Source organism: Streptomyces sp. 8N616, assembly GCF_052246385.1.
Taxonomy (GTDB): domain Bacteria; phylum Actinomycetota; class Actinomycetes; order Streptomycetales; family Streptomycetaceae; genus Streptomyces.
This window is the reverse complement of sequence record NZ_JBQQBY010000001.1, coordinates 264065-285756: the sequence shown is the minus strand read 5'-3', so window position 1 is coordinate 285756 and position 21692 is coordinate 264065. Positions and strand designations below refer to the sequence as shown.

The 21692-nt window shown below is 71.8% G+C and carries 17 protein-coding genes; 11 read left to right on the top strand and 6 right to left on the bottom strand.

Annotated elements, in window-relative coordinates:
* Positions 1–55 precede the first annotated feature (55 nt).
* The 5 genes from ACTWQC_RS01265 to ACTWQC_RS01245 all read left to right on the top strand — a co-directional run bounded on the left by ACTWQC_RS01265 (position 56) and on the right by ACTWQC_RS01245 (position 5824).
* The gene (locus ACTWQC_RS01265; RefSeq protein ID WP_443313568.1) at positions 56–826 is read left to right on the top strand and encodes an IclR family transcriptional regulator; all 771 of its coding nucleotides are present in this window, start codon (positions 56–58) and stop codon (positions 824–826) included.
* A 109-nt stretch (positions 827–935) separates the two neighbouring features.
* Positions 936–2129 carry a hypothetical protein gene (locus tag ACTWQC_RS01260; protein WP_443313567.1) on the top strand — a complete coding sequence of 398 codons (1194 nt, stop codon included), beginning with the start codon at positions 936–938 and terminating at the stop codon, positions 2127–2129.
* Between the two features lie 5 nt (positions 2130–2134).
* On the top strand, positions 2135–3553 hold the full coding sequence (locus ACTWQC_RS01255; RefSeq protein WP_443313652.1) for a sensor histidine kinase: 1419 nt from the start codon (positions 2135–2137) through the stop codon (positions 3551–3553).
* A gap of 32 nt (positions 3554–3585) precedes the next feature.
* On the top strand, positions 3586–4206 hold the full coding sequence (locus ACTWQC_RS01250) for a response regulator (RefSeq protein ID WP_443313651.1): 621 nt from the start codon (positions 3586–3588) through the stop codon (positions 4204–4206).
* A 166-nt stretch (positions 4207–4372) separates the two neighbouring features.
* Positions 4373–5824, top strand: a complete 1452-nt coding sequence (locus ACTWQC_RS01245) for a peptidoglycan D,D-transpeptidase FtsI family protein (protein ID WP_443313650.1) — start codon at positions 4373–4375, stop codon at positions 5822–5824.
* A 24-nt stretch (positions 5825–5848) separates the two neighbouring features.
* On the opposite strand, the gene ACTWQC_RS01240 is transcribed toward ACTWQC_RS01245, so the two are convergent.
* The 3 genes from ACTWQC_RS01240 to ACTWQC_RS01230 form a co-directional block, all read right to left on the bottom strand.
* Positions 5849–7300, bottom strand: coding sequence for an NCS2 family permease (locus tag ACTWQC_RS01240; RefSeq protein ID WP_443313566.1), 1452 nt, complete (start codon positions 7298–7300; stop codon positions 5849–5851).
* A gap of 289 nt (positions 7301–7589) precedes the next feature.
* Positions 7590–8780, bottom strand: a complete 1191-nt coding sequence (locus ACTWQC_RS01235) for a hypothetical protein (protein ID WP_443313565.1) — start codon at positions 8778–8780, stop codon at positions 7590–7592.
* 66 nt (positions 8781–8846) lie between these two features.
* On the bottom strand, positions 8847–9875 hold the full coding sequence (locus tag ACTWQC_RS01230; RefSeq protein ID WP_443313564.1) for a 5-dehydro-4-deoxyglucarate dehydratase: 1029 nt from the start codon (positions 9873–9875) through the stop codon (positions 8847–8849).
* 345 nt (positions 9876–10220) lie between these two features.
* Here ACTWQC_RS01230 and ACTWQC_RS01225 point away from each other — a divergent pair, with 345 nt between their 5' ends.
* The 3 genes from ACTWQC_RS01225 to ACTWQC_RS01215 are packed head-to-tail and all read left to right on the top strand — an operon-like array spanning position 10221 to position 13235.
* Entirely contained in the window at positions 10221–11033 is an 813-nt protein-coding gene (locus tag ACTWQC_RS01225) for an NAD-dependent epimerase/dehydratase family protein (protein ID WP_443313563.1), read from the top strand.
* 56 nt (positions 11034–11089) lie between these two features.
* On the top strand, positions 11090–12382 hold the full coding sequence (locus ACTWQC_RS01220) for a TerD family protein (RefSeq protein WP_443313562.1): 1293 nt from the start codon (positions 11090–11092) through the stop codon (positions 12380–12382).
* Positions 12383–12386: 4 nt separating this feature from the next.
* Positions 12387–13235: a class I SAM-dependent methyltransferase gene (locus ACTWQC_RS01215; RefSeq protein WP_443313561.1), complete on the top strand. Its 849-nt coding sequence runs from the start codon at positions 12387–12389 to the stop codon at positions 13233–13235.
* Here the strand turns inward: ACTWQC_RS01215 and ACTWQC_RS01210 are convergent.
* Positions 13207–14661: an alkaline phosphatase PhoX gene (locus ACTWQC_RS01210; protein WP_443313649.1), complete on the bottom strand. Its 1455-nt coding sequence runs from the start codon at positions 14659–14661 to the stop codon at positions 13207–13209. The genes ACTWQC_RS01215 and ACTWQC_RS01210 overlap by 29 nt on opposite strands.
* A gap of 475 nt (positions 14662–15136) precedes the next feature.
* Between ACTWQC_RS01210 and ACTWQC_RS01205 the strand changes: the two genes are divergently transcribed.
* Both ACTWQC_RS01205 and ACTWQC_RS01200 read left to right on the top strand, forming a co-directional pair.
* Complete coding sequence (locus ACTWQC_RS01205; protein WP_443313560.1) at positions 15137–16282, top strand: hypothetical protein; 1146 nt, start codon at positions 15137–15139, stop codon at positions 16280–16282.
* A 15-nt stretch (positions 16283–16297) separates the two neighbouring features.
* Positions 16298–16735, top strand: a complete 438-nt coding sequence (locus ACTWQC_RS01200) for a hypothetical protein (protein ID WP_443313559.1) — start codon at positions 16298–16300, stop codon at positions 16733–16735.
* Positions 16736–16929: 194 nt separating this feature from the next.
* On the opposite strand, the gene ACTWQC_RS01195 is transcribed toward ACTWQC_RS01200, so the two are convergent.
* Complete coding sequence (locus ACTWQC_RS01195; protein ID WP_443313558.1) at positions 16930–18450, bottom strand: hypothetical protein; 1521 nt, start codon at positions 18448–18450, stop codon at positions 16930–16932.
* 265 nt (positions 18451–18715) lie between these two features.
* On the opposite strand from ACTWQC_RS01195, the gene ACTWQC_RS01190 reads away from it, so the two are divergent.
* Positions 18716–20581, top strand: coding sequence for an endonuclease/exonuclease/phosphatase family protein (locus ACTWQC_RS01190; RefSeq protein WP_443313557.1), 1866 nt, complete (start codon positions 18716–18718; stop codon positions 20579–20581).
* A 57-nt stretch (positions 20582–20638) separates the two neighbouring features.
* On the opposite strand, the gene dapD is transcribed toward ACTWQC_RS01190, so the two are convergent.
* Positions 20639–21631 carry a 2,3,4,5-tetrahydropyridine-2,6-dicarboxylate N-succinyltransferase gene (dapD, locus tag ACTWQC_RS01185; RefSeq protein WP_443313556.1) on the bottom strand — a complete coding sequence of 331 codons (993 nt, stop codon included), beginning with the start codon at positions 21629–21631 and terminating at the stop codon, positions 20639–20641.
* Between the last annotated feature and the right edge of the window lie 61 nt (positions 21632–21692).

Genomic DNA, 21692 nt, shown 5'->3' with positions numbered 1-21692 from the left:
TGATGATGAACTCTTCCGGGACCCTATTTCCGGTCGAACGAAGGGGTCAAGGGCGATGCCGGTTGCGGAGTCGGGCGGGGCCCAGGTCAAGTCGGCGGTACGGACCGTGGAGTTGCTCGAGTTCTTCGCCGGGCGGCCGGGCATGCACAGCCTGGCCGCGGTCCAGGAGGCCGTCGGCTACCCGAAATCCAGCCTCTACATGCTGCTGCGCACCCTGGTGGAGCTGGGCTGGATCGAGACCGACGCGACCGGCACGCGCTACGGCATCGGCGTCCGCGCGCTGCTCGTCGGCACCTCGTACATCGACGGCGACGAGGTGGTGGCCGCCGCCCGCCCGACCCTGGACCGGCTCTCGGACGACACCACAGAGACCATCCACCTCGCCCGCCTCGACGGCACCAACGTCGTCTACCTCGCCACCCGGCAGTCGCAGCACTACCTGCGCCCCTTCACCCGCGTAGGCCGCCGCCTCCCGGCCCATTCCACGTCCCTCGGCAAGGCGCTGCTCGCGACCTACTCCGACGAGCAGGTGCGCAAGCTGCTCCCCGAGACGCTGAGCCCGCTCACCGAGAACACCATCACCGACCGCGAGAAGCTCATCGAGGAGCTGCGCGTGGTCCGCGAGCAGGGCTACGCGGTGGACCGCGAGGAGAACACGATCGGCCTGCGCTGCTTCGGCGTCGCGATCCCGTACCGGACGCCGGCCCGGGACGCGATCAGCTGCTCGGTGCCGGTCGCCCGGCTGACCCCGGCCCACGAGCAGACGATCAAGGACGCGCTGTTCGACGCCCGCGACCGGCTCACGCTCGCGACGCGCCGCCTCTGACGCCGCCTCTGACGCGGGCGCGGATGAGGCGCGCCTCCGCCGCTCGGCGGAGGCGGATCGCCGTGCGGGCTGAGGCGGGGCCCGGGAGCCCGGCGGAACGCTGGTGGGCATGACACAGACACCGCTCGCTTCCATCGCGTCCGGCTCCCCCGCCTCACCAGGCTCCCTCGCCGCGCCCGGCTCCCCGGGCTCCCCGGGTGACCCTGTACGCACAAGCATCGCCCGCCGGGCTCTCCGTACGGCCGCCATCGCCGCCTGCCTCCCGTATCTCTCGCTCAAGATCGCCTGGATCTCCGGCAGTCACCTCGGCATCCCCGAGGGCAGCTCGCTGCGCGACGCCGGGACCGGCATGGCCCTCGCCAACGGCCTCACCGTCCTCATGGACGGCTGCGTGATCGTGCTCGCACTGCTGCTCACCCGGCCGTGGGGGCAGCGGACCCCGGCCTGGCTGCTGCTCCTGCCCGTGTGGGTCGCCACCGGGCTGCTCGCGCCGATCATGACCGGATATCCGCTCCAGCTGCTGGTCAAAGCACTTGGCGGATCCGTGAACACGGGCACGGCCACCGCTACGGGCGCCAAGGACCCGTTCCTCGACGAGTGGGTCTTCGGGGTCGTCTACGGCGGCTTCATCGTCCAAGGACTCGCGCTGGGCGCCCTGTTCGTGCTGTACGCGCGGGACCGCTGGGGCCATCTGTGGCGCGGCCGGCTCGGGGACCTGCCCGCGAGCCCCACCCGGCCCGCACAGCAGGCCGCCGCCGTCGCCGCCGCGCTGCTCGCCCTGCTGCCCCTGACCATGCACCTGCTGTGGGCCTGCGGCTCGACCGCCGGGCTCAGCGAGTCCCGGGCCGGGGAGCGGGCGAGCGACTTCTACGCCCTGGAAGCGGTCTTCGTCCTCTTCGCGATCGGCACGGTCGCGGGCACGCTCGTGCTCGCCTTCCGCCTCGGGCGCACCGTACCGCTGCGCGTGCCCCTGGCCCTGGCCTGGACCGGATCCGGCGCGCTCGCCTGCTGGGGCGGCTGGCTGATGCTCTCCGCGGCGGCCGCGGACGACCCGGCGAAGGAGGTCCCGTACGCCATGAGCCTGACCTACGCTGTCCAGGTGATCGTCGGGATGCTGGTCGCCACCCTCGGCGCCTACTTCCTCGCCGAGGGCGCGGGCGGACGCGGAGGCGAGGGCGGAGGCCAACGGCGGGGCCAACGCGGAGGACGGCGCGGCAGCGAAGGCAGGGGCCGGCGCGGAGGACGGCGCGGAGGACGGCGCGGCTTCGAACGCGCCGCGGCCGCGCAGCGCCGTACGCCGTGAGCGCTCTGCGCCGGACGGCCCGCGCCTTGATCGGGCGGCGTGCCCGGCTGCGCTGGGTCCATCTGGTGCTCGGCGGGGCGCTGTTGATGCCGTACTTCCTGCTGGCGAGCGTTGCCGTGGGCCCGCTCGCCCCGGACCGGAACGTCTTCACCGCCCTGCCGCTGCAGCTCGCCGCATACGCCCTGGCGCTGCCGGTCGCCGCGCTGACCGCCTTCTTCCCGCTCGTACGGCCGCTGTCGGTGGCCGCGATCCGGGCGCTGTGCGGTGTCCCGGCGGAGAGCCTGGCGGGCGGACCGGCGCAGTCACGCGCGGCACGGATCCGCACCGCGGCCTGGTACACCCTGCATCTCGCGCTCGGCGGAGTGATCAGCGGAGCCACCCTGGCCGTACCGCCGTTCTCCGCCGTCCTGGTGGTGCTGCCGCTCTTCGCCGGGCTGCGCGACCCCCGGCTGGGCGTCCCCGAGGTCTTCGACGGCGCGGGCCTGGCGCTCGCGCCGGTCGCGGGCGTCGCCGTACTGATCGCGCTGGCGGCCGTGGCCGCGGCTGCCGGGGCGCTGCTGGCCCGCTGCGCGCCCGTGCTGCTCGGCCCCACGCCCGCCGACCGGCTCGCCGTCGCCGAGGAGCGGGCCGCCACGCTGGCGCAGCGGAACCGGCTCGCCCGCGAACTGCACGACTCCGTGGGCCACGCGCTCAGCGCGGTGAGCCTCCAGGCGAGCGCGGCGCGCAAAGTCCTGGACGCAGAGCCGGAGTTCGCCCGGGAGGCGCTGGCCGCCATCGAGGAGACCGCGCGGCGTACGGTCGGCGAGCTCGACACCGTATTGGGCCTGCTGCGCGACGGGGAGGACCGCGGGGGCGAGGACGAGGAGGCCGCGCGGGCTCCTGGACCCACGCTCGCCGAGCTCGGCGGGCTGCTGGACCGGACGCGCGCGGCGGGTGCCGCGGTCGAGCCGACCACGCTCGGGGACCTGGGCGGGCTGCCCGACGTGGTGTCCCGCGAGGCGTACCGGATCGTTCAGGAGGGGCTCGGCAATGCGCTGCGGCACGCGGGGCAGGTGCCGGTGCGGCTGTGGATCGCCCTGGACGAGGGGGAGTTGGAGATCAGGATGGAGAACCCGGTGGTGGCACGGCGGGATGAGGCGGGGCGCGCTGAGGCCGACCGCGGCGCAAAGGCCGGGCGCTCAGAGGGGGAACGCGGAGATGCGCCGTCCGCCGGGACCGGACGCGACGGGACCGGACGCGGCGGGACCGGACGCGGCGGGACCGGACGCGGCGGGACCGGACGCGGCGAAGCCGGGTGTGGCGGTGGACGCGGCCTGCGCGGCATCGCCGAGCGAGCCGCGCTCCTGCACGGCAGCTCGTCGGCCGGGGAAAACGGTGGCGTGTGGCGCCTCACCGTACGGCTGCCCGTGGGGGCCGCCCGGTGACGCTGCGGATCGTGCTCGCCGACGACGAGCGGATGGTGCGGACCGCGCTCCGGGCGATCCTGGAGGCCGAGCCCGGTCTCACGGTCGTCGGCGAGGCGGCGACCGGCGCCGAAGCCGTACCGCTGATCCGCGAACTGCGCCCGGACGTCGTGCTGATGGACGTACGGATGCCGGAGATCGACGGCATCCGCGCCACTGAGCAGCTGCTCGGGTCGATGCCGGAGCCCCCGCGCATCATCGTGGTGACGACCTTCGAGAACGACTCCTACGTCTACGAAGCGCTGCGCGCAGGTGCCAGCGGCTTCCTGCTCAAGCGCTCGACCGCCGACGAACTCGTCCAGGGCGTACGGCTGGTGGCCCGCAGCGACTCGCTGCTCTTCCCCGCCGCCGTCCGCTCCCTGGCCGCCGAGCACGCGACCGCCGTCGGCCCGCGCCAGGCGCCGCCCTGGCTCGCCCGGCTCACGGAGCGTGAGGAGGCGGTGCTGCGGCTGATGGCCTCGGGGCTGTCGAACGCGGAGATCTCCGAGCGACTGCGGGTCGGCCCGGCGACCGCCAAGACCCATGTGGCGGCGGTGCTCGCCAAGCTCGGCGTCCGCGACCGCACCCAGGCGGTGATCGCCGCCTACGAGTCCGGCTTCGTACGGCCCCGATGAGCGGCTTCCGGCGCCGCAACGCCAAACCCGCCCGAACAACCCATCCGGACAACCCGCCCAAACGGCCGCCCGAACAACCCGCCCGAACGGCCGCCCGAACATGAAGACTTCCTGAGAAGAGCCTCATGCGGGAACGCCCGGCTCTGCCCGGTTCGTCTTCTCCATGATGAACAAGACGATCAGGCGCGCCGCGGCCTTCTGCCTGCTGCTGGCCTTCGCCGTGCTCCTGCGGGCCACGTGGGTGCAGGCTGTCCAGGCCCGGGCGCTCGCGGACAGCTCCGACAACCGGCGGAAGGTCATCGCGCAGTACGCGCGGCCGCTCGGGGACATCATCGTGGCCGGAGAGCCGGTCACCGGGTCGAGGAGGACGGAGAGCGGAGACCTCGCCTACGCGCGCACGTACACCGACGGAGAGCTGTACGCGCCGGTGACCGGCTACAGCTCCCAGGTCTACGGCGCGACGCAGCTCGAGGGCGTCTACCAGGACGTCCTGGACGGCACCGACACCCGGCTGAAGAACCCGGCCGATGTGCTGACCGGCAAGGAGACCGAGCCGGGCGATGTCCTCACCACCATCGACCCGGCTGTGCAGAAGGCCGGTACCGAGGCACTGGGCAGCAAGAAGGGCGCGGCCGTGGCGCTGGATCCCGCCACCGGCGCCGTCCTCGGCATGGTCAACACGCCCGGCTACGACCCGGGGCGGATCACCGGCGGCTCGGCGGCGGACACGCGGGCGTGGCGGGAGCTGACGGAAGGCGAGGACAAGCCGATGCTCAATCGCGCGCTGCGGCAGACCTATCCGCCCGGCTCGGCCTTCAAGCTGGTGGTCGCGGCCGCAGCGCTGGAGGACGGGCTCTACGGGTCGGTGGCCGAGCCCACCCGCAGCCCGGACCCGTACACCCTTCCGGGCTCCAGCAAGGTGCTGACGAACGAGAACCCCTCGGCGCCGTGCGAGAACGCGAGCATCCGCACCGGACTCCAGTACTCCTGCAACAACGTCTTCGCCAAGATGGCCGTCGACCTGGGGCAGGACAAGGTGAAGGCGATGGCGGAGAAGTTCGGCTTCAACACCGACAAGATGGACATACCCGTGCGGGCCGCCACGAGCGTCTACCCGTCGGACATGGACAGGGCGCAGACGGCCCTCTCCGGTATCGGGCAGTTCGATGTGACCGCGACCCCGCTGCAGATGGCGATGGTGACCGCGGCCCTCGCGAACGGCGGCGAGCTGGCCGCGCCGCACATGGTGGACCGGGTGACGGACGGCGACGGGAACACCCTGGAGGACCACTCCGGCCCCGAGACGTCCCGGGTCGTGAGCTCCGGCACCGCAGAACAGCTGCGGGACGCGATGGTGACCGTCGTGGAGCGCGGCACCGGCAGCAACGCGCGGATCGGCGGCACCGAGGTCGGCGGCAAGACCGGCACGGCGCAGAACGGCGTCGACAACAGCCGGACGCCGTATGCCTGGTTCGTCTCCTACGCGAAGGCGGACGACGGCAAGCAGGTGGCGGTCGCGGTGGTCGTCGAGGACTCGGACGCGGCCCGCTCGGAGGTCAGCGGCAACGGCCTTGCGGCCCCCATCGCCAGGAAGATGATGGAGGCCGCGCTGACCTAGTTCGGCGGCCGGGGGATCAGCCCGTCACTTGACGCCGAGCAGTTGCTCGACCGGGTCGATCGCGAAGTAGACGGCGAAGAGCACCGACGTCCCCCACAGCAGCGGGTGTACCTGGCGCGCCTTGCCGAGTACCGTCTGGATGACGGAGTAGGCGAGGAATCCCGCGCCGATTCCGTTGGTGATGGAGTACGTGAACGGCATCACGGCGATCGTGAGGAACGCGGGGATCGCGATCTCGTACCGCTCCCAGTCGATGTGCCGGACCTGCGACATCAGCAGGAAGCCGACGACGACCAGCGCGGGGGCCGCGGCCTGGGCCGGAACGACGGTGGCGAGCGGCGTGAGGAAGAGCGCGCCCGCGAAGAGTGCGCCGGTGACGACGCTGGCGAATCCCGTACGGGCGCCCTCGCCGACACCCGCGGCCGACTCGATGTAGCTGGTGTTGGAGGACGCGGAGGCCGCACCACCCGCGACGGCCGCCGCGCCGTCGATGAGCAGCACCCGGCCGAGGTTCGGCACCTTGCCCTTGTCGTCGAGGAGCCCGGCCTCGTTGCTGATGCCGACGACGGTGCCCATCGTGTCGAAGAAGTCGCTGAGCACGAGCGTGAAGACGAGCAGAACCAGCGTGATCACGCCGATCTGCTCGAAGGCCCCGAAGAGGCTGAAGGATCCGATCAGCCCGAAGTCGGGGGCGGACACGATGTCGTCGGGCACGGTCGGCGCGGTGAGGCCCCAGGCGGCCGGCTTGATGGCCGCGATCTCGTTGATGACGATGGCGACGACCGTCATGGCGACGATGCCGAGGAGGATCGCGCCGCGCACCTTGCGGGCCACGAGCGCGACGGTCAGCAGCACGCCGAGACAGAAGACCAGCACGGGCCAGCCGGCCAGCCGGCCGCCGTCCCCCAGCTGGACGGGCACCGCGCCGGTCTCACCCGGGATACGGGTGGCGAAGCCCGCGTCGACAAAGCCGATGAAGGCGATGAAGAGGCCGATGCCGACACTGATCGCCTGCTTCAGCGGCTGCGGGATGGAGTGCATGACCGCCTCGCGCAGGCCCGTCACGACGAGCAGGCAGATGACGAGACCTTCCAGGACCACCAGCCCCATCGCGTCCTGCCAGCTCATCAGCGGGGCGAGCTGGAAGGCGACGACGGCGTTGAGCCCGAGTCCGGCGGCGATGGCCAGCGGAAGGTTGCCGCCGACACCCATGGCGACCGTCATCACGGCCGCCACCAGCGCCGTCGCGGTGACCAGTTGCGGCCCCGACAGGTGGTGACCGAACTTGTCGGTCGCGCCACCCAGGATGATCGGGTTCAGCACCAGGATGTACGCCATCGTGAAGAACGTGGCGAAGCCGCCGCGTATCTCGCGCGCGAAGGTGGATCCGCGCTCGCTGATCCGGAACCAGCGGTCGACCGGCCCCGAGGCGGGGGCCGGCGGCGCTGCGGGCTTGTCGGTGACCTGTCCGGACATGGCACTCCTCGGCGGACGGGCGGGCGGGGTAGCTGGATTGTCCCCGCAGTTGGACCGTTTCAGGTTGTCAACGTGTTACGGAACGACCATCAACCCCATCACGCCACCTCAGCGGCTTCAGCCTCCCTCGGCCCGCCGCACCCCTCGTCACCGCGTGCGGCTGAGCACCTCGCCCGGCCGGGGCAGCGGGCAGGTCGGGGCCGACGCCGCGGGACCCGGCCGGGTCGGGCCGCGGGGCAGGCGGGGGCGGGCCCCCTCGCCGTCGGCCCCCGGTGCTGTCAGGAGCGTGTCAGGCGAGGATCGACTCGACCATGTCGAGGTCGGCGTTGGATGCCAGTCCGGCGTGGTAGAGGCGGAGTTCGGTCGCGCCGAGTACGCGGGCGTGGGCCGCGTCGACCGCCAGCGTTGCCGGGTTGCCACCCATCCCGGTGACGACGGTGAAGTTCGCGGCGAGGGTGGTGCGTTCGGTCGCCTGTGCCGCGAAGGGGGCGAGTACGGCAGTCCGTTCTGCCGGCGGCCCCGTGCAGGGGAGTACAGCCCCGTCGGCGTGGGCCAGAAGGCTCGACGGGTCGGTGCCGGCGTTGGCGCCGCAGCGGTGGACGGCCGGGTCGGCGTGCAGCAGTACACGGAACTCCGGCCCGGCCGCCTCCCGTACCGCCGCGACGGCGCCCCTCTGGAAGCCGTCGGCCACCCTCCCGCGCCACGCGCGCGTGGCGGCGGCCAGGTCCGTCCCGAGACGTTCCTCGACCTCGGCCCACTCCCCTGCCCGGTCGCCGGGCCCGGGGCCCGGTTCCCCCGACCACAGCGGCGCCAGCGCCCGTACGACGGCCGCCCGCAGCTCGTCCGGATCCGCGCCTGCCGCCGCGTACCCCTCCCGGCACACCGCACAGAAGCAGAGCGACATCAGGTACTGGCCTGCGCCGCCCAGCCGCACCCCGGCGGTCTTGTCGTGGGCGTGCAGGTGAGCGAGGCCGTACCAGCCGCAGGACTCCAGCTCCGTGCCGCTCGTGCCGGGCCGTACGGCGGCCTCCGCGGCGAGCGTGACGGCGTACTCCCGCACCTCGGGGAGGGCGATGCAGGGCGCCCAGGGGTAGCGGTCGCCGTAGACGTTGCGCACGGAGGTCTCCGGACGCTCGGCGCCGAGCCGGGAGTTGTGGGCGAGGACCACCCAGGAGTGGACCTCGAGCCCTTCGTCCGCGAGGGCTGCTGCGGCCTCGCCGTACGGGTCGGGGCCCGGCACCCAGCTCTGCTCGTACGGGCGCAGCGTCCGGCCCGCCCAGCGCGCCCGGTCCGGCGGGTAGAGCACGGCCGCGTGCTCGGCGGTGACGATCCGGTGGCGGGGGTGGCGCGGCGTCAGGGCGCGGGTGGAGTGGTAGGCGGAGGCGAGGGTGACCTGCCGGACGCCGAGGCGCGCGATGCGGCGCGCGGCGTGCGGGTCGCCGACGACGTCCCAGGGGTAGAGGAAGGCGGAGGCTCGCACATCGGCTCCCGAGCTCTCGGAGGCGGGTCAGCGGAGGTCGGTCAGTGGTGGCCCAGTCGGTGGAGGTCACGCTCGCTCAGGGATAGTCGGATGGCGGTCGGGTGGCGCTCGGATGCTGCCCGGACTGCGCTCAAGTGGAATCAGAAGGAGGTCAGTCGGCGGCCAGTCGGCGGCCAGCAGAGCCAGGCCGCGCTCGATCAGTTCGGCCAGCGCCTTGATGTGAGCGGGGCTCGGCTCGCTGAGCGGGGGCCTGACCTCGCCGACATCGGGGCCGCGCAGCCGGACCCCCGCCTTCACGAGCGAGACCGCGTAACCGCGGCCCTGCTGGCGCAGCTCGACGAGCGGCCGGTAGAAGCCGTCCAGCAGGCGGTTGACCGTCGCGTCGTCGCCGGAGTTCAGCGCCTTGTGGAAGGCGAGGGCGATCTCGGGGGCGAAGCAGAAGACGGCCGAGGAGTAGAGCAGGACGCCGATGCCGCGGTAGGCGAGGCCGGTGAGCTCGGCTGTGGGCAGGCCGTTGAAGTAGAGGAAGTCCCGGCCGGGCAGCTCGGTGCGGACGGCGCTCATGATGCGCTGCATGAGGTCAAGGTCGCCGAGGCCGTCCTTGAGGCCGATGATCCGTGGGATACGGGCGAGTTCGACGACCGTCTCCGGCTCGAAGACGGCGTTGTCACGCTGATAGACGATCAGGTCGAGGGAGGTGGCGTCGGCGAGCGCGGCGTAATGGCGCAGCAGGCCACGCTGGTCGGGCACGACGAGGTACGGCGGCATGGCGAGCAGCCCGTCCGCGCCCGCCACCTCCGCGATGCGCGCGTACGTGACGGCGAGCGCGGTCCCGTAGCCCGCGCCCGCGACGACGGGCACGCGGCCGCCCGCCTCCTCGACCGCGGTGTGGACGCAGAGCCGGAACTCCTCGGCGTCGAGCGCGTGGAACTCGCCGGTGCCGCAGCAGACGAAGACGGCTGCGGCACCCGCGTCGATGCCGTTACGGATGTGGGTGCGGAGGACCTCGAGGTCGAGCCCGCCGTCGGGTCCGAAGGGGGTCACGGGGAAGAAGAGCAGGCCGTCGAGGCGCTCGGCGAGTGAGGCTGTGGTCACGGGCTCTCCTGGAGTGCGGCCATGCAGGGCGTACGACTCTCGTACATGTTTCTGATTGATATCCATATCCCTGAACACGGCCACGCTATGGCAACCCGCTCCCGCAGGTCAAGGCCCAATATCCCCAGTCCGAAGGGATTTCCCGGGGCCGGAAGCGCCCTTGACGAAGATCGGCAGCGCTCCTTACGTTGTCCATGCACATGAATTGTGTTTACGGATGGGGCCATGGTGGCCCGCACATGAGTCCGCCGAGTCCGCCGAGTCCGCGGAGTCCGCTGAACCACCGAGCCGACTGCGTCCGCTGAGTCCAGGCACGAAACCGAGCCGCCCGAGGAGAGACCTTCGATGCCCGCTCCCCGCACCGTTCTGCTCACCGGCGCCGCCGGCGGCCTCGGCACCCTGATGCGGCAGCGGCTACCGGCGTACGGCTACCGGCTGCGCCTCTTCGACCTCGTCCCGGTCGAGGGCGAGCCCGGCGCGATCACCGCCGACCTGGCCGACACGGACGCGCTGCGCGAGGCCGTACGCGACGTCGACGCGATCATCCACCTCGCCGGCATCTCCCTGGAGTCCACCTTCGACAAGATCCTGCACTCCAACCTCCAGGGCACGTACAACCTGTACGAGGCCGCGCGCACCGCGGGGGGCGTGCGCCGGATCGTCTTCGCCTCCAGCAACCACGCGGTGGGCTTCACCCCGCGCCCCGCGGAGGGCGACCTGCTCATCCCCATCGACACCCCGCACCGCCCCGACACCCTCTACGGCCTCTCCAAGTGCTTCGGCGAGGACCTCGCCTCCCTCTACTGGGACCTGCACGGCCTGGAGACCGTCTCGATCCGCATCGGCTCCTGCTTCCCCGAGCCGACCTCGGTCCGGATGCTCTCGGTCTGGATGAGCCCCGACGACGGCGCCCGGCTGCTGCACGCCGCGCTCACCGCCGAGGACGTGGGCCACACGGTCGTCTACGGCAGCTCGGCGAACACCCGGCTGTGGTGGGACCTGTCGAGCGCGCGCGCACTGGGGTACGAGCCGCAGGACGACTCCGAGCCGTACGCGGCGAAGCTCATCGCGGAACAGGGCGAACTGGACCCCGCCAATCCGGACCAGGCCCACCTGGGCGGCCACTTCTGCACCCGCCCGCCCATCTGGCCGCACTGATCCGGAGGTAATGGAACTGCAAAGCGGGGCCGCTCGTTACCCGAGGCATGACGGCAATGACCTCTGGTTCGAACATCCCGCTGCCCGTCGCGCGTGTGACGGTGGACGTCGCCGCACCCGTGCGGCTCGATGTGTCGGGCCTGCTGCTCTCCGGCTCCGGCAAGGTGCGCTCCGACGACGACTTCATCTTCTACAACCAGCCGGCGGGCCCTGGTGTCAGCTACCGCTCGGGTGGCGGCACGGCACCAGACGCGATCACCGTGGACACCGCGGCCGTGCCCGCGGACATCGAGAAGATCGTGGTTACCGCGAGCCCTGACGCGGCAGGCCAGACCTTCTCCGGCATCGAGCCGACCGCGACCATCCGCAACGCGGACGACGGCAGCGCGATCGCCACCTTCACACCGCCGCGGCTGGGCAGCGAGACGGCGCTGGTCGTCGTCGAGGTGTACCGGCGCGGCGGAGCGTGGAAGGCCCGCGCCGTCGGGCAGGGGTACGCCAACGGGCTCGCCGGGATCGCGACCGACTTCGGCGTGACCGTCGAAGAGCCCGCCGCCACGCCCGCAGCACCGGCCGCACCCGCAGCGTCGGCCCCCGCCACACCTGCCGCACCGGCCGCACCCACCTCACCCCCGGCCCCGCCCGCTCCCCCGCAGCCACCCGCGCAGCCCACCTCTCCTCCCCCGCAGCCCGCGGCTGCTCCGGCCGCCCCCGCCCCGGCCGCACCCGCACCCGCACCCGCGCCCGCGGCCGCCCCCGCCCCCGGTGCCGGGAAGATCAGCCTCGACAAGGGCCGGGTCAGCCTCCAGAAGAACCAGACCGTCTCCCTCGTGAAGGGCGGCCGCCCCTTCCTCACGTCCGTGAAGATGGGCCTGGGCTGGGAGCCCGCCTACCGCGGCAAGGACATCGACCTCGACGCATCCGTCATCGCGTACGGCCCCGACCGCAAGAAGATCGACGCCTGCTACTTCGGCAAGCTCGTCATTCTGGGCGGCGTCATCCAGCACTCCGGGGACAACCTCACCGGCGAGGGCGGCGGCGACGACGAGGTCATCACCGTCCACCTGGGCGACGTGCCGCCGAACGTCACAGGGCTGGTCTTCACCGTCAACTCCTTCTCCGGACAGCGGTTCACCGAGGTCGCGAAGGCGTACTGCCGCCTGCTGGACGCCGGTTCGGGCCAGGAACTCGTCCGATTCGACCTGACCGGAGCCGAGCCGCGCACGGGTGTCATGATGTGCAAGCTGATCCGCCAGTACTCCGGGGAGTGGGAGATGACGGCTCTGGGCGAATACGTTGATTCGCGCACCGTGCGTGGCATGGTGAAGCCGGGCGGGCAGGCTCTCTGATGAGGTGACAGCAACGAAGCGAGGGCCGCTCATGGCGCAGGAGCCGCGCATACCGGGCCAGGTCGACACGATCTACGGGTCCTGGGATCTCAGCAGCGTGCCCGCGTTCACGGGCGGATTCATCAACTTCGGCTACTGGCGGGGCATCCCGAGGGACCAGCCGCTCACCGAAGGCGACCGGCTGCGCTCCGAGCAGCAGCTCTACCGCGTCGTCCTGCGGGAGTTGGGCCGTACCGAAGGCCTCGACGCCGTCGAAGTGGGCTGCGGCATCGGCCTGGGCTGCGCGCTCGCGCTCCGGGAGTTCGGCTTCCGCGAGGTGTGCGGCATCGATCTGCACCCGGCCCAGCTCGACCGGGCGCGGATCGCCAATGCCGACGCCATGACCGAACACCCCGGCCGGCTCCGTTATGTACGCGGAGGGGCCGAAGCCATGCCCCTGCCCGACTGCTCGGCCGACTGCCTGTACTCGGTCGAGTCCGCACAGCACTTCCCCGACGTGCCGGGGTTCGCCCGCGAGGCGGCCCGCGTGCTGCGCCCGGGCGGGCGGCTGGCCCTGGCCACCTTCTTCGCCCGCGACGGGCGCGCGGCCGAGGCGCTGCCCTGGCTGCTGCCCACGTACGCCGACGGCCTCGATCTCCCGCACGTCGTGGGACGCTTCGCCGAGACCCTGTCCTGCAGCGGCTTCACCGGCGTCCGGACCGTGTCCATCGGCGAGGACGTCTGGGCGGCCTACGACCGCTGGCTCGCCCGGACGCCGCTGAAGGACCTCTGGCCTCGCCGCTTCCTCGAGGCGTACGAGACCAGGCTCCTCGACTACTTCCTGGTCACCGCTGACGCCGCCACGGACCGGTGATCGCCAGCATGATGCCGGGGTCCTGGATGTTGGCGTAGAGCGTCCGCCCGTCCTGCGAGAAGACGACACCGGTGAATTCGCTGAACTCCGGCTCCGCCTCGGTGCCGATGTTGAGGTCGTTGCGGGCGATCGGGTACGTCCGGCCGTTGTCCGTGGCCCCGAAGAGGTGCTGGATGCCCTCGCCGTCCTCGGCGATGACCAGCCCGCCGTACGGCGACACGGTGATGTTGTCGGGGCCGTCAAGGGCGCCGTCCTTGGACGGGTCCGGGTTGACGCCGAGCAGCACTTTGAGGGTGAGGGTCCGGCGGCGCGGGTCGTAGAACCACACCTGGCCGTCGTGGGCGACCGGGCTCTCCTCGCGGGCATAGGAGGACACGATGTAGGCGCCGCCGTCGGCCCACCACATGCCCTCGAGCTTGCGGGCCCGGGTCACCTCGCCGATGTCGAACTGCTCGCGCACCGCCACCTCGCGCGCGTCCCGGTCGGGCACGTCCACCCAGTCCACGCCGTAGACCGTGCCGATCTTCGTGGCGCGCGAGAGGTCGTCGACGAACCGGCCGCCCGAGTCGTAGCACTTGGGCGCCTGGAGCATGCCGGCGTCGTCGGCCAGCTTCCGCAGCTGCCCGCGGCCGTGCTTGAAGCCGTGCGGCGGCACCCAGCGGTAGAAGAGGCCGTTGGGCTCGGCGTCGTCCTCGGTGAGGTAGAGGTGGCCGCGCTTGAGATCGACGACCACGGCCTCGTGGTCGTAGCGGCCGAGCGCCTTGATCGGCTGCGGGTTCCGGTTGGCCCGGCGGTCGTAGGGGTCGACCTCGAAGACGTAGCCGTGGTCCTTGGTCATGCCGTTCTCGCCGGCCCGGTCGGAGTTCTCCTCGCAGGTCAGCCAGGTACCCCAGGGGGTGCGCCCGCCTGCGCAGTTGGTGGACGTACCGGCGATGCCGACCCACTCGGCGACCTGCCCGCCCTGCCGGTGAACCTCGACGACCGTGCAGCCGCCGGAGGCTGCCGGGTCGTAGACCAGGCCCTCGGCGAGCGGGACCGGGTACTTCCACTTCGACCGCGGGCCTTTGAGCTCGTGGTTGTTGACCAGCAGGGTCACATCGCGCGGGCCCTCGAAGGCGGCCGTGCCGTCGTGGTTGGAGGGGGTGAACTCGCCCGACTCCAGCTTGGTGACCCCGCTGTGGGTGATGATCCGGTACGAGAAGCCGGCCGGCAGCGCGAGGATGCCGTCCGGGTCCGGCTCCAGCGGGCCGTAGCCGAACTCGTGGCCACCGTGCCGCTCGGTGCTCTGCTCGTCGCCGTCACCCGCCTCACCGGCCTCCGACCCGATGGCCCCTGCGGTGGACAGCACGCCGACGCTGCCGACGAGGGCGACGCCCGCGCCGGTGTACGCGGAGCGCTTCGCGAAGTCTCTGCGGGTGAGCGGCATCTTCATCTCCTGGATGGCAAGATCGGTCCCCATCTGTGCTGCTTCAACGGTGCCGCGCCCCGCCGAACTGCGGTTGAACACAACGCGACAGCAGGGGGCCGATTGGAGAAGCCGTTCACAGTTCCACAACACCATCCCCGTTGGGCGAGACCGCAAAGAATCATGGCAAACAAGGTCATCAGTGGCATTCAATCAACAAGGCATGATTTACCACCAATCGGCTTGACCTGCACCGGGCCGGGGCAATAGACATGCCCTACCTGCATCGCCCGTAAGAGAACGTGGGCCCCCCACGGCTGACCACCGTTATCACCGGCCGCCCGCCGACGCACTGGGGGCCGGCCGCAACGACGGCCGCGCTCCAGCTCAAGGACAGGTCCCGCGCAACGCCCCCCTTGGTTCCGTGCGCCCCACAACGCGCGTGGCCGCCCAGGCGGAGTCCGGCGGGACCCCTACCGGGAAGAGGTGTTCTGGCATGAGCCAGCCCGAGATGATGCGAGGACCGACCGGGGGTCACGTCAGTGATTCCTCCCGTCAGCAGGCACTCTCCGACTTCCTGCGTCCGCACGCGCCCGTCTCCAACGTCGTCGGCTTCGGCCACGGCGTGAAGTGGACCGACGGGCAGCCGACCGGTGAGGAAGCCGTACTCGTCTTCGTGACCCAGAAGGTCCCGGAGTCGCTTCTGACCGAACGGGATGTGATTCCGCGTCACATGGACGACGGCACCCCGACCGATGTGGTCGCCGTCGGCCAGATCACCGCCCAGCGACAGCAGCACCGGTCCGCGCGCCTCGAGCAGCGGGACATGCCGTACCGGGCCGACGGCAGCCTGTCCGAGCAGCTGACCCCGCCGCTGCTGGAGGAACTGCCGCAGCTCGGCGGCTACGAACCGCAGCTCCTCAGGCGCAGGCTGCGCCCGGCCCCGTCCGGCTTCTCGGTCGGGCACGTACGGGTCACCGCGGGCACGCTCGGCAGCGTGGTGTACGACTTCCAGCCGGGTGCGACCACCGACCCGCCCGGGCCCGGCATCGGCGTGCCGTCCCGCTTCTACATCCTCAGCAACAACCATGTGCTCGCCGACTCCAACCGGGCACAGCTGGGCAGCGCGATCGTGCAGCCCGGGGTGTTCGACGGCGGCACGGACCCGGCCGACCGGATCGCCACACTGGCCCGCTTCGTCACCATCCAGTTCGCGCCGCAGATCCCGCTGGAGCAGCACAACAACGTGGTGGACGCGGCGCTCGGCACCGTGGAGTTCCAGGACGCCACCCGCGAGCAGTACTTCAGCGGCGCACCGCGCGCGTGGCGGCGCAAGTCCAATGTGGCGGTCGGCGACCTCGTGAAGAAGAGCGGTCGGACGACCAACATCAGCCTGGGCCGGATCATCTCGGTCGACGCCACGATCGATGTGAACTACGGGACGTCCGGCACGGCGCGGTTCAAGGACCAGATCCTGACGACGAACATGTCGGCGGGCGGCGACTCCGGCTCGCTGGTCACGAGTTACGACAACGTCGCGGTCGGTCTGCTGTACGCCGGCTCGGCGGTCGTGACCGTGCTCAACCACATCGAGAACGTCCGCGCGCTGCTGCGCGTCGAAATCGCCGAGCAGCTGGCCTAGACCGGAGGACGAGTCATGACGACGACCGCACGGAAGAAGAGCCAGGTCGAGCACCGCTATCTGAACGCGCAGGGCGCCGAGGTCAAGACGCGCGACGAGGCCTTCGCGACCCCGCTCGGCGCCTCCCCCGAGGCCGTCTCGGCGGAGTGCGCGATGACGCTGCACAACGGCGCCGTCACCTTCGCGCTGAAGGTGCGGTACAACCCCAACTCCTACCCGCACGTGGTCACTGGGGGCGAGATCACGTCCGGCATCTGCGGCGCTCCGTGGAACATCACGGGCGGCTTCCTCGGCGAGCAGATCAGGATCGACGCGAAGCGGGCGGGCCAGGGCTCGTGCGCCAACACCATCACGATCGTCGGGGAGTTCCAGAACCCACCGGCCTATCGCGGCACCTACGGCTTCGACGGGGCCGCGTCCTCCTTCATGCACACCACGAGATACGAGTGCTGATCCGGAGCTGATCGCCCTCGACCCCAGGTTGATCGCCCCCGACCCGAGGTTGATCGGCCGCGGGGCGCCGGACGGCGGGGCCATGGCGACCCCCGCCGTCCGGCGGCTCGTCCCCTCGGGGTGGTCAGACTCGGGGTGGTCAGACTCGGGGTCGTCAGCCTCGGGGTCGTCAGCCTCGGGTCGTCAGCCGGTCGTCAGCCGCCGGAACTCGGCTTCGAGCGGGCCTTGAAGGCCGCCTTGCGCGCCTCCTTGGCGATCTTCCTGTCCGGGTGCAGGCGCCCCATCACCTCCAGGACGTCCGCGGTCGCCGGGTGGTCCACCCGCCAGGCCGCCTCGAAGAAGCCGCTGTGCTGCCCGGCGACCCCTTGGATCAGCTCCCGCAGCTCCTCCGCGTCCTCCGCGCTCCCGAGCTGCGCCGCGATGGTGTCGATGGTCAGCCAGAAGACCATGTCCTGGGACGGCGGCGGCACATCCGTCGCGCCGCGCTCCGCGAGCCCCACGCGGGCGAGCCCGCCGAGCCGGGGGTCGTCGAGCACCTCCCGCAGGGCGGGCCCGGCCTCCGCGCCGACCATCAGGAGCGCCTGCTGGCACGCGAGCCGCCGCCTCGGCGCGTGAGCGTCGTCGCCGCGCGCAGCGGCGAGGAGTTCCCGAGCGGCTTCGGCGGGCTCGCGCCGGGCGAGCCACTGCTCGGCCTCGGCCTGCGCCATGGCCTCCGGGTAGCCGGGCAGCCGGTCGAGCAGGACGTCGGCGCCCTTGTCCGCGAGGTCGCCGACGGCCGGGGCGTCGACCCCGTCGTCGAGCAGCCGGGCCCGTACGCCGTACACCCCGAGCTCCGTCAGCCGGACCATGCCGTAGCGCGAGACCTCTGCCTCGTCGACCTCCTGCGCGCCCTTCCGGGCCCCGCCCTCGCCGCCCCCGGCCGCGGTCTCCTCGCTCTCGTCGAGCTCCTCGATCAGCGATTCGTCCACCGGCTGGTAGTCGACGAGGCCCATGGTCGCGAGCAGCCGGAACTGATCGTCGAGCCGCATCATCGCCGCGGAGACCTCCTCGAGGACGTCGTCCGTGGGCTCGTCCATGTCGTCGGGGACGATCACGGACGCGGCCAGGGCGGGCAGCGGCACCGCGGACTCGGCGGAGCCGCCTTCGAGGACGGTCAGCAGATAGAGATTCCGCAGCACACCGTCCAGGAACCCGGCCTCTTCCTCAGGGTTCCAGTCCAGCGCGCCGAGGTCGGGGGCCCCGCCCTCCCCCGCCGCCTCGCCGATGCTCTCGAGAAGGTCGGCGAGGTCGGGCGCCACGGCGTCCCCGAGCACGGTCTCGAGCCCGCTCAGCCAGATCCCGAGTACGTCCTGGGGGCTGCCGGCGGTGATGAGCGCCGCGTCCTCCCCGGCCGTGGCGGTGCCGATCGCGGCGTCGTCCGCCTCGTCCGCGGTCTCGTCCTCGGTGATCTCGACGAGCCCGGTGTCGACGGCGAGCTGCCAGGCCTCGCTCGCGTCCGCCGCAGCGTACTCGTCGCCTTCGAGCCCGAGGTGGACGACCGCCTCGCGGACTCCCTCCTCGAGCAGCTCGCCGCCGGCCCCGACGCGGGTGCGGGGTCCGGCCCAGCGGGCGAGCCGTACGGCACGGGCGAAGAGGGGCGCGGCGAGCGCGTCCCGTGCCAGCTCGGCCTCCGGGGGCAGACGCACCGGGGGCATGGTGGGGCGTTCTCCGGACATCAGCGGGTTCTCCTCGGGACGGGGGCTTCAGCCGCGGGGCCGTGCGCTGCCCAAGCCTAGACGGATATGACCCCAACACCCGGTTCATGTCCCTGTCAGAAGCCGTACATCGGCCATCCCTTGACAACTCCCTTGCACACACAGGAGATTGACGCGCGTAGAGCAGCAGTCGACACTCAGCATCGGCCGTGCGCCGACGTACGCCTCCGCGCGCCCCTCTATGCCCCCGTACGCCTCCGTCCCTCACCCCCTTCCGGAGACCTCGATGCCCTGGATACCCGCCCGTCCCCTCCGCAGCCCCGTCACCGTGGGCGCCGTCGTCGCCGCCGCCCTGGCGGCCGGACTGCTCGCCGCGCCCGGGTCGGCGACCGCCGCCGAGGTGCGTATCCACGACATCCAGGGCGGCACCCGGATCTCCCCGCTCGCCGGGAAGAAGGTCGCGGACGTCCCCGGCACGGTCACCGCGATACGCGCCTTCGGCTCCTCGCGCGGCTTCTGGGTGCAGGACGCGAAGCCGGACCGCGACCAGGCGACGAGCGAGGGCATCTTCGTCTTCACCGGGTCGAAGACCCCGGCCGTCACGGTCGGCGACTCCGTGCTGGTGTCCGGCAGGGCTGCCGAGTACTACCCAGGCGGGGCCTCCGCGGGTCTCCAGTCGGTCACCGAGATCATCCAGCCCGAGTGGACCATCGTCTCCTCGGGCAATCCGCTGCCCGCGGCGTTCCGGCTCAACTCCTCGACCGTGCCGGATCGTTACGCCCCGACCGCTCAGGACGCCCCGACCGCCCAGGACGCGGACGGCGGCAGCATCGAGGCCCTGCCGCTGCGCCCGCGCTCGTATGCCCTCGACCGGTACGAGTCCCTGGAGGGCATGCGCACCCAGGTCTCGGATGCCCGGGTGGTCGGCGCGAGCAGCGAGTTCAACGAACTGTGGGTGACGGCGGAGCCGCACCGGAACCGTACCGAGCGCGGCGGCACGCTCTACGCCTCCTACCGCGACCAGAACGGCGGCAGGGTCAAGGTCGCCTCCCTCATCCCCTTCGCCGAGCGGCCGTTCCCGAAGGCGGATGTCGGCGACGAGCTCGACGGCATCACGGCTGGCCCCCTGGACTACGACCAGTTCGGCGGCTACGAGCTGCAGGCCACCGCGCTCGGCGAGCGACACGACAACGGCCTGGAGCGGGAGAAGACCAGGAAGCAGGCCGAGTCCGAACTCTCCGTCGCCACCTACAACGTGGAGAACCTCTCCCCGAAGGACTCCACGGCCAAGTTCGAGCGCCTCGCCGAGGCCGTCGTCGCAAACCTCGCCTCGCCCGACGTCATCGCCCTGGAGGAGGTCCAGGACGACAACGGCCCCACCAACGACAAGGTCGTCTCCGCGGGCGACACCCTGAAGAAGCTGACCGCGGCGATCGCGGCCGCCGGGGGCCCCTCGTACTCCTGGCGCCAGATCGACCCGGCCGACGACCAGGATGGCGGCCAGCCCGGCGGCAACATCCGGGTCGCCTTCCTCTTCAACCCGGAGCGGGTCTCCTTCACGGATGTGGCGGGCGGCGACGCCACGACACCCGTGACGCCGGTCCGCGGGGAGGACGGCGAGGTCACGCTCTCCGCCAACCCCGGCCGTATCGACCCCGCGAACCAGGCCTGGCAGAACAGCCGCAAGCCGCTCGCCGCCCGGTTCACCTTCCGCGGCGAGCCGGTCTTCGTCGTCGCCAACCACTTCAACAGCAAGGGCGGCGACCAGGGCCTGGACAGCCGGTTCCAGCCCCCGGCCCGTACGTCCGAGACCCAGCGCATCGCCCAGGCGACCGCCGTGAACAGCTGGGTGAAGTCGCTGCTCGCCCTCGACCCGAAGGCCGGGGTCGTCGTCGCGGGCGACATCAACGACTTCGACTTCTCCCCCGCCCTGAAGACCCTCACCTCGGACGGCGCCCTGACCGACCTGGTCACCCGCCTGCCGCGGAACGAGCGCTACGGCTACGTCTTCAACGGCAACTCCCAGGTCCTGGACCACGTCCTCACCAGCCCGGCCATCCGCCGCGCGGACTACGACATCGTCCACATCAACGCGGAGTTCGCCGACCAGGCGAGCGACCACGACCCGCAGGTGCTGCGGATCCGGCCGTGATCGTCGGGCCGCCGTCGAGAATGCGCCTCGCGCGGGCGCACGGAGCTTCAGCGGAGCTCAGTTGTGGCTGTGCAGAATCTCGTTGAGGCCGCCCCAGGTCGCCTTGTTCGGGCGGGCCTCGACCGTGCCGGTGGTCGAGTTCCGGCGGAAGAGGATGTTGCTGGCGCCCGACAGCTCCAGCGCCTTGACGACCTGGCCGTCGGGCAGGGTGACACGAGTGCCCGCGGTCACGTACAGGCCCGCCTCGACGGTGCACTCGTCGCCGAGCGCGATCCCGATGCCGGACTCCGCGCCGAGCAGACAGCGCTCGCCGATCGAGATGATCTGCTGCCCGCCGCCGGAGAGAGTGCCCATGGTGGATGCGCCGCCGCCGATGTCGGAGCCGTCGCCGATGACGACGCCCGCGCTGATCCGGCCCTCGACCATGGAGGTGCCCAGCGTCCCGGCGTTGAAGTTGACGAAGCCCTCGTGCATGACGGTGGTCCCGGACGCGAGGTGCGCGCCGAGCCGGACACGGTCGGCGTCGCCGATCCGTACGCCGGACGGGACGACGTAGTCGGTCATCCGCGGGAACTTGTCGACGCTGGTCACATTGAGGCCCAGCCCCTCGGCGCGGGCCGCAAGCCGGGTCTGCTCGATCCGGTCCACGGGCACCGGACCGAGGTTCGTCCAGGCGACGTTGGCCAGCAGCCCGAAGATGCCGTCGAGGCTCTGGCCGTGCGGCTTGACCAGGCGGTGGCTGAGCAGGTGCAGCCGGAGGTAGGCGTCGTGCGCGTCGAGCGGCTTGTCGTCCAGGGAGGCGATGACCGTCCGTACGGCGACGACCTCGACACCGCGCCGGGCGTCCTCGCCCAGCGCCTTGGGCGCGGCCGCACCGAGCAGCTCGGCGGCCCGCTCGGGCGTCAGCCGCTCGGTCCCCGCCGGGCCGGGCTCGGGGGCGAGCTCGGGGGCCGGGAACCAGGTGTCGAGTACGGTGCCGTCGGCGGCGACGGTGGCAAGCCCGGCGGCGACGGCGCCGGTGGTACGGGTAGCGGTAGCAGCATCGGTCATGGTCGAACGCTAACCGGAGGCGGGCCGCCGAGGCGAACCGGTCTCATCGACCAGACGGAAG

Bases quoted from the DNA above. Each gene is read 5' to 3' on its own strand.
- ACTWQC_RS01265 (WP_443313568.1), top strand. From the start codon at position 56: ATGCCGGTTGCGGAGTCGGGCGGGGCCCAGGTCAAGTCGGCGGTACGG.
- ACTWQC_RS01260 (WP_443313567.1), top strand. From the start codon at position 936: ATGACACAGACACCGCTCGCTTCCATCGCGTCCGGCTCCCCCGCCTCA.
- ACTWQC_RS01250 (WP_443313651.1), top strand. From the start codon at position 3,586: ATGGTGCGGACCGCGCTCCGGGCGATCCTGGAGGCCGAGCCCGGTCTC.
- ACTWQC_RS01245 (WP_443313650.1), top strand. From the start codon at position 4,373: ATGAACAAGACGATCAGGCGCGCCGCGGCCTTCTGCCTGCTGCTGGCC.
- ACTWQC_RS01240 (WP_443313566.1), bottom strand. From the start codon at position 7,300: ATGTCCGGACAGGTCACCGACAAGCCCGCAGCGCCGCCGGCCCCCGCC.
- ACTWQC_RS01225 (WP_443313563.1), top strand. From the start codon at position 10,221: ATGCCCGCTCCCCGCACCGTTCTGCTCACCGGCGCCGCCGGCGGCCTC.
- ACTWQC_RS01220 (WP_443313562.1), top strand. From the start codon at position 11,090: ATGACCTCTGGTTCGAACATCCCGCTGCCCGTCGCGCGTGTGACGGTG.
- ACTWQC_RS01210 (WP_443313649.1), bottom strand. From the start codon at position 14,661: ATGCCGCTCACCCGCAGAGACTTCGCGAAGCGCTCCGCGTACACCGGC.
- ACTWQC_RS01205 (WP_443313560.1), top strand. From the start codon at position 15,137: ATGAGCCAGCCCGAGATGATGCGAGGACCGACCGGGGGTCACGTCAGT.
- ACTWQC_RS01200 (WP_443313559.1), top strand. From the start codon at position 16,298: ATGACGACGACCGCACGGAAGAAGAGCCAGGTCGAGCACCGCTATCTG.
- ACTWQC_RS01195 (WP_443313558.1), bottom strand. From the start codon at position 18,450: ATGTCCGGAGAACGCCCCACCATGCCCCCGGTGCGTCTGCCCCCGGAG.
- ACTWQC_RS01190 (WP_443313557.1), top strand. From the start codon at position 18,716: ATGCCCTGGATACCCGCCCGTCCCCTCCGCAGCCCCGTCACCGTGGGC.
- dapD (WP_443313556.1), bottom strand. From the start codon at position 21,631: ATGACCGATGCTGCTACCGCTACCCGTACCACCGGCGCCGTCGCCGCC.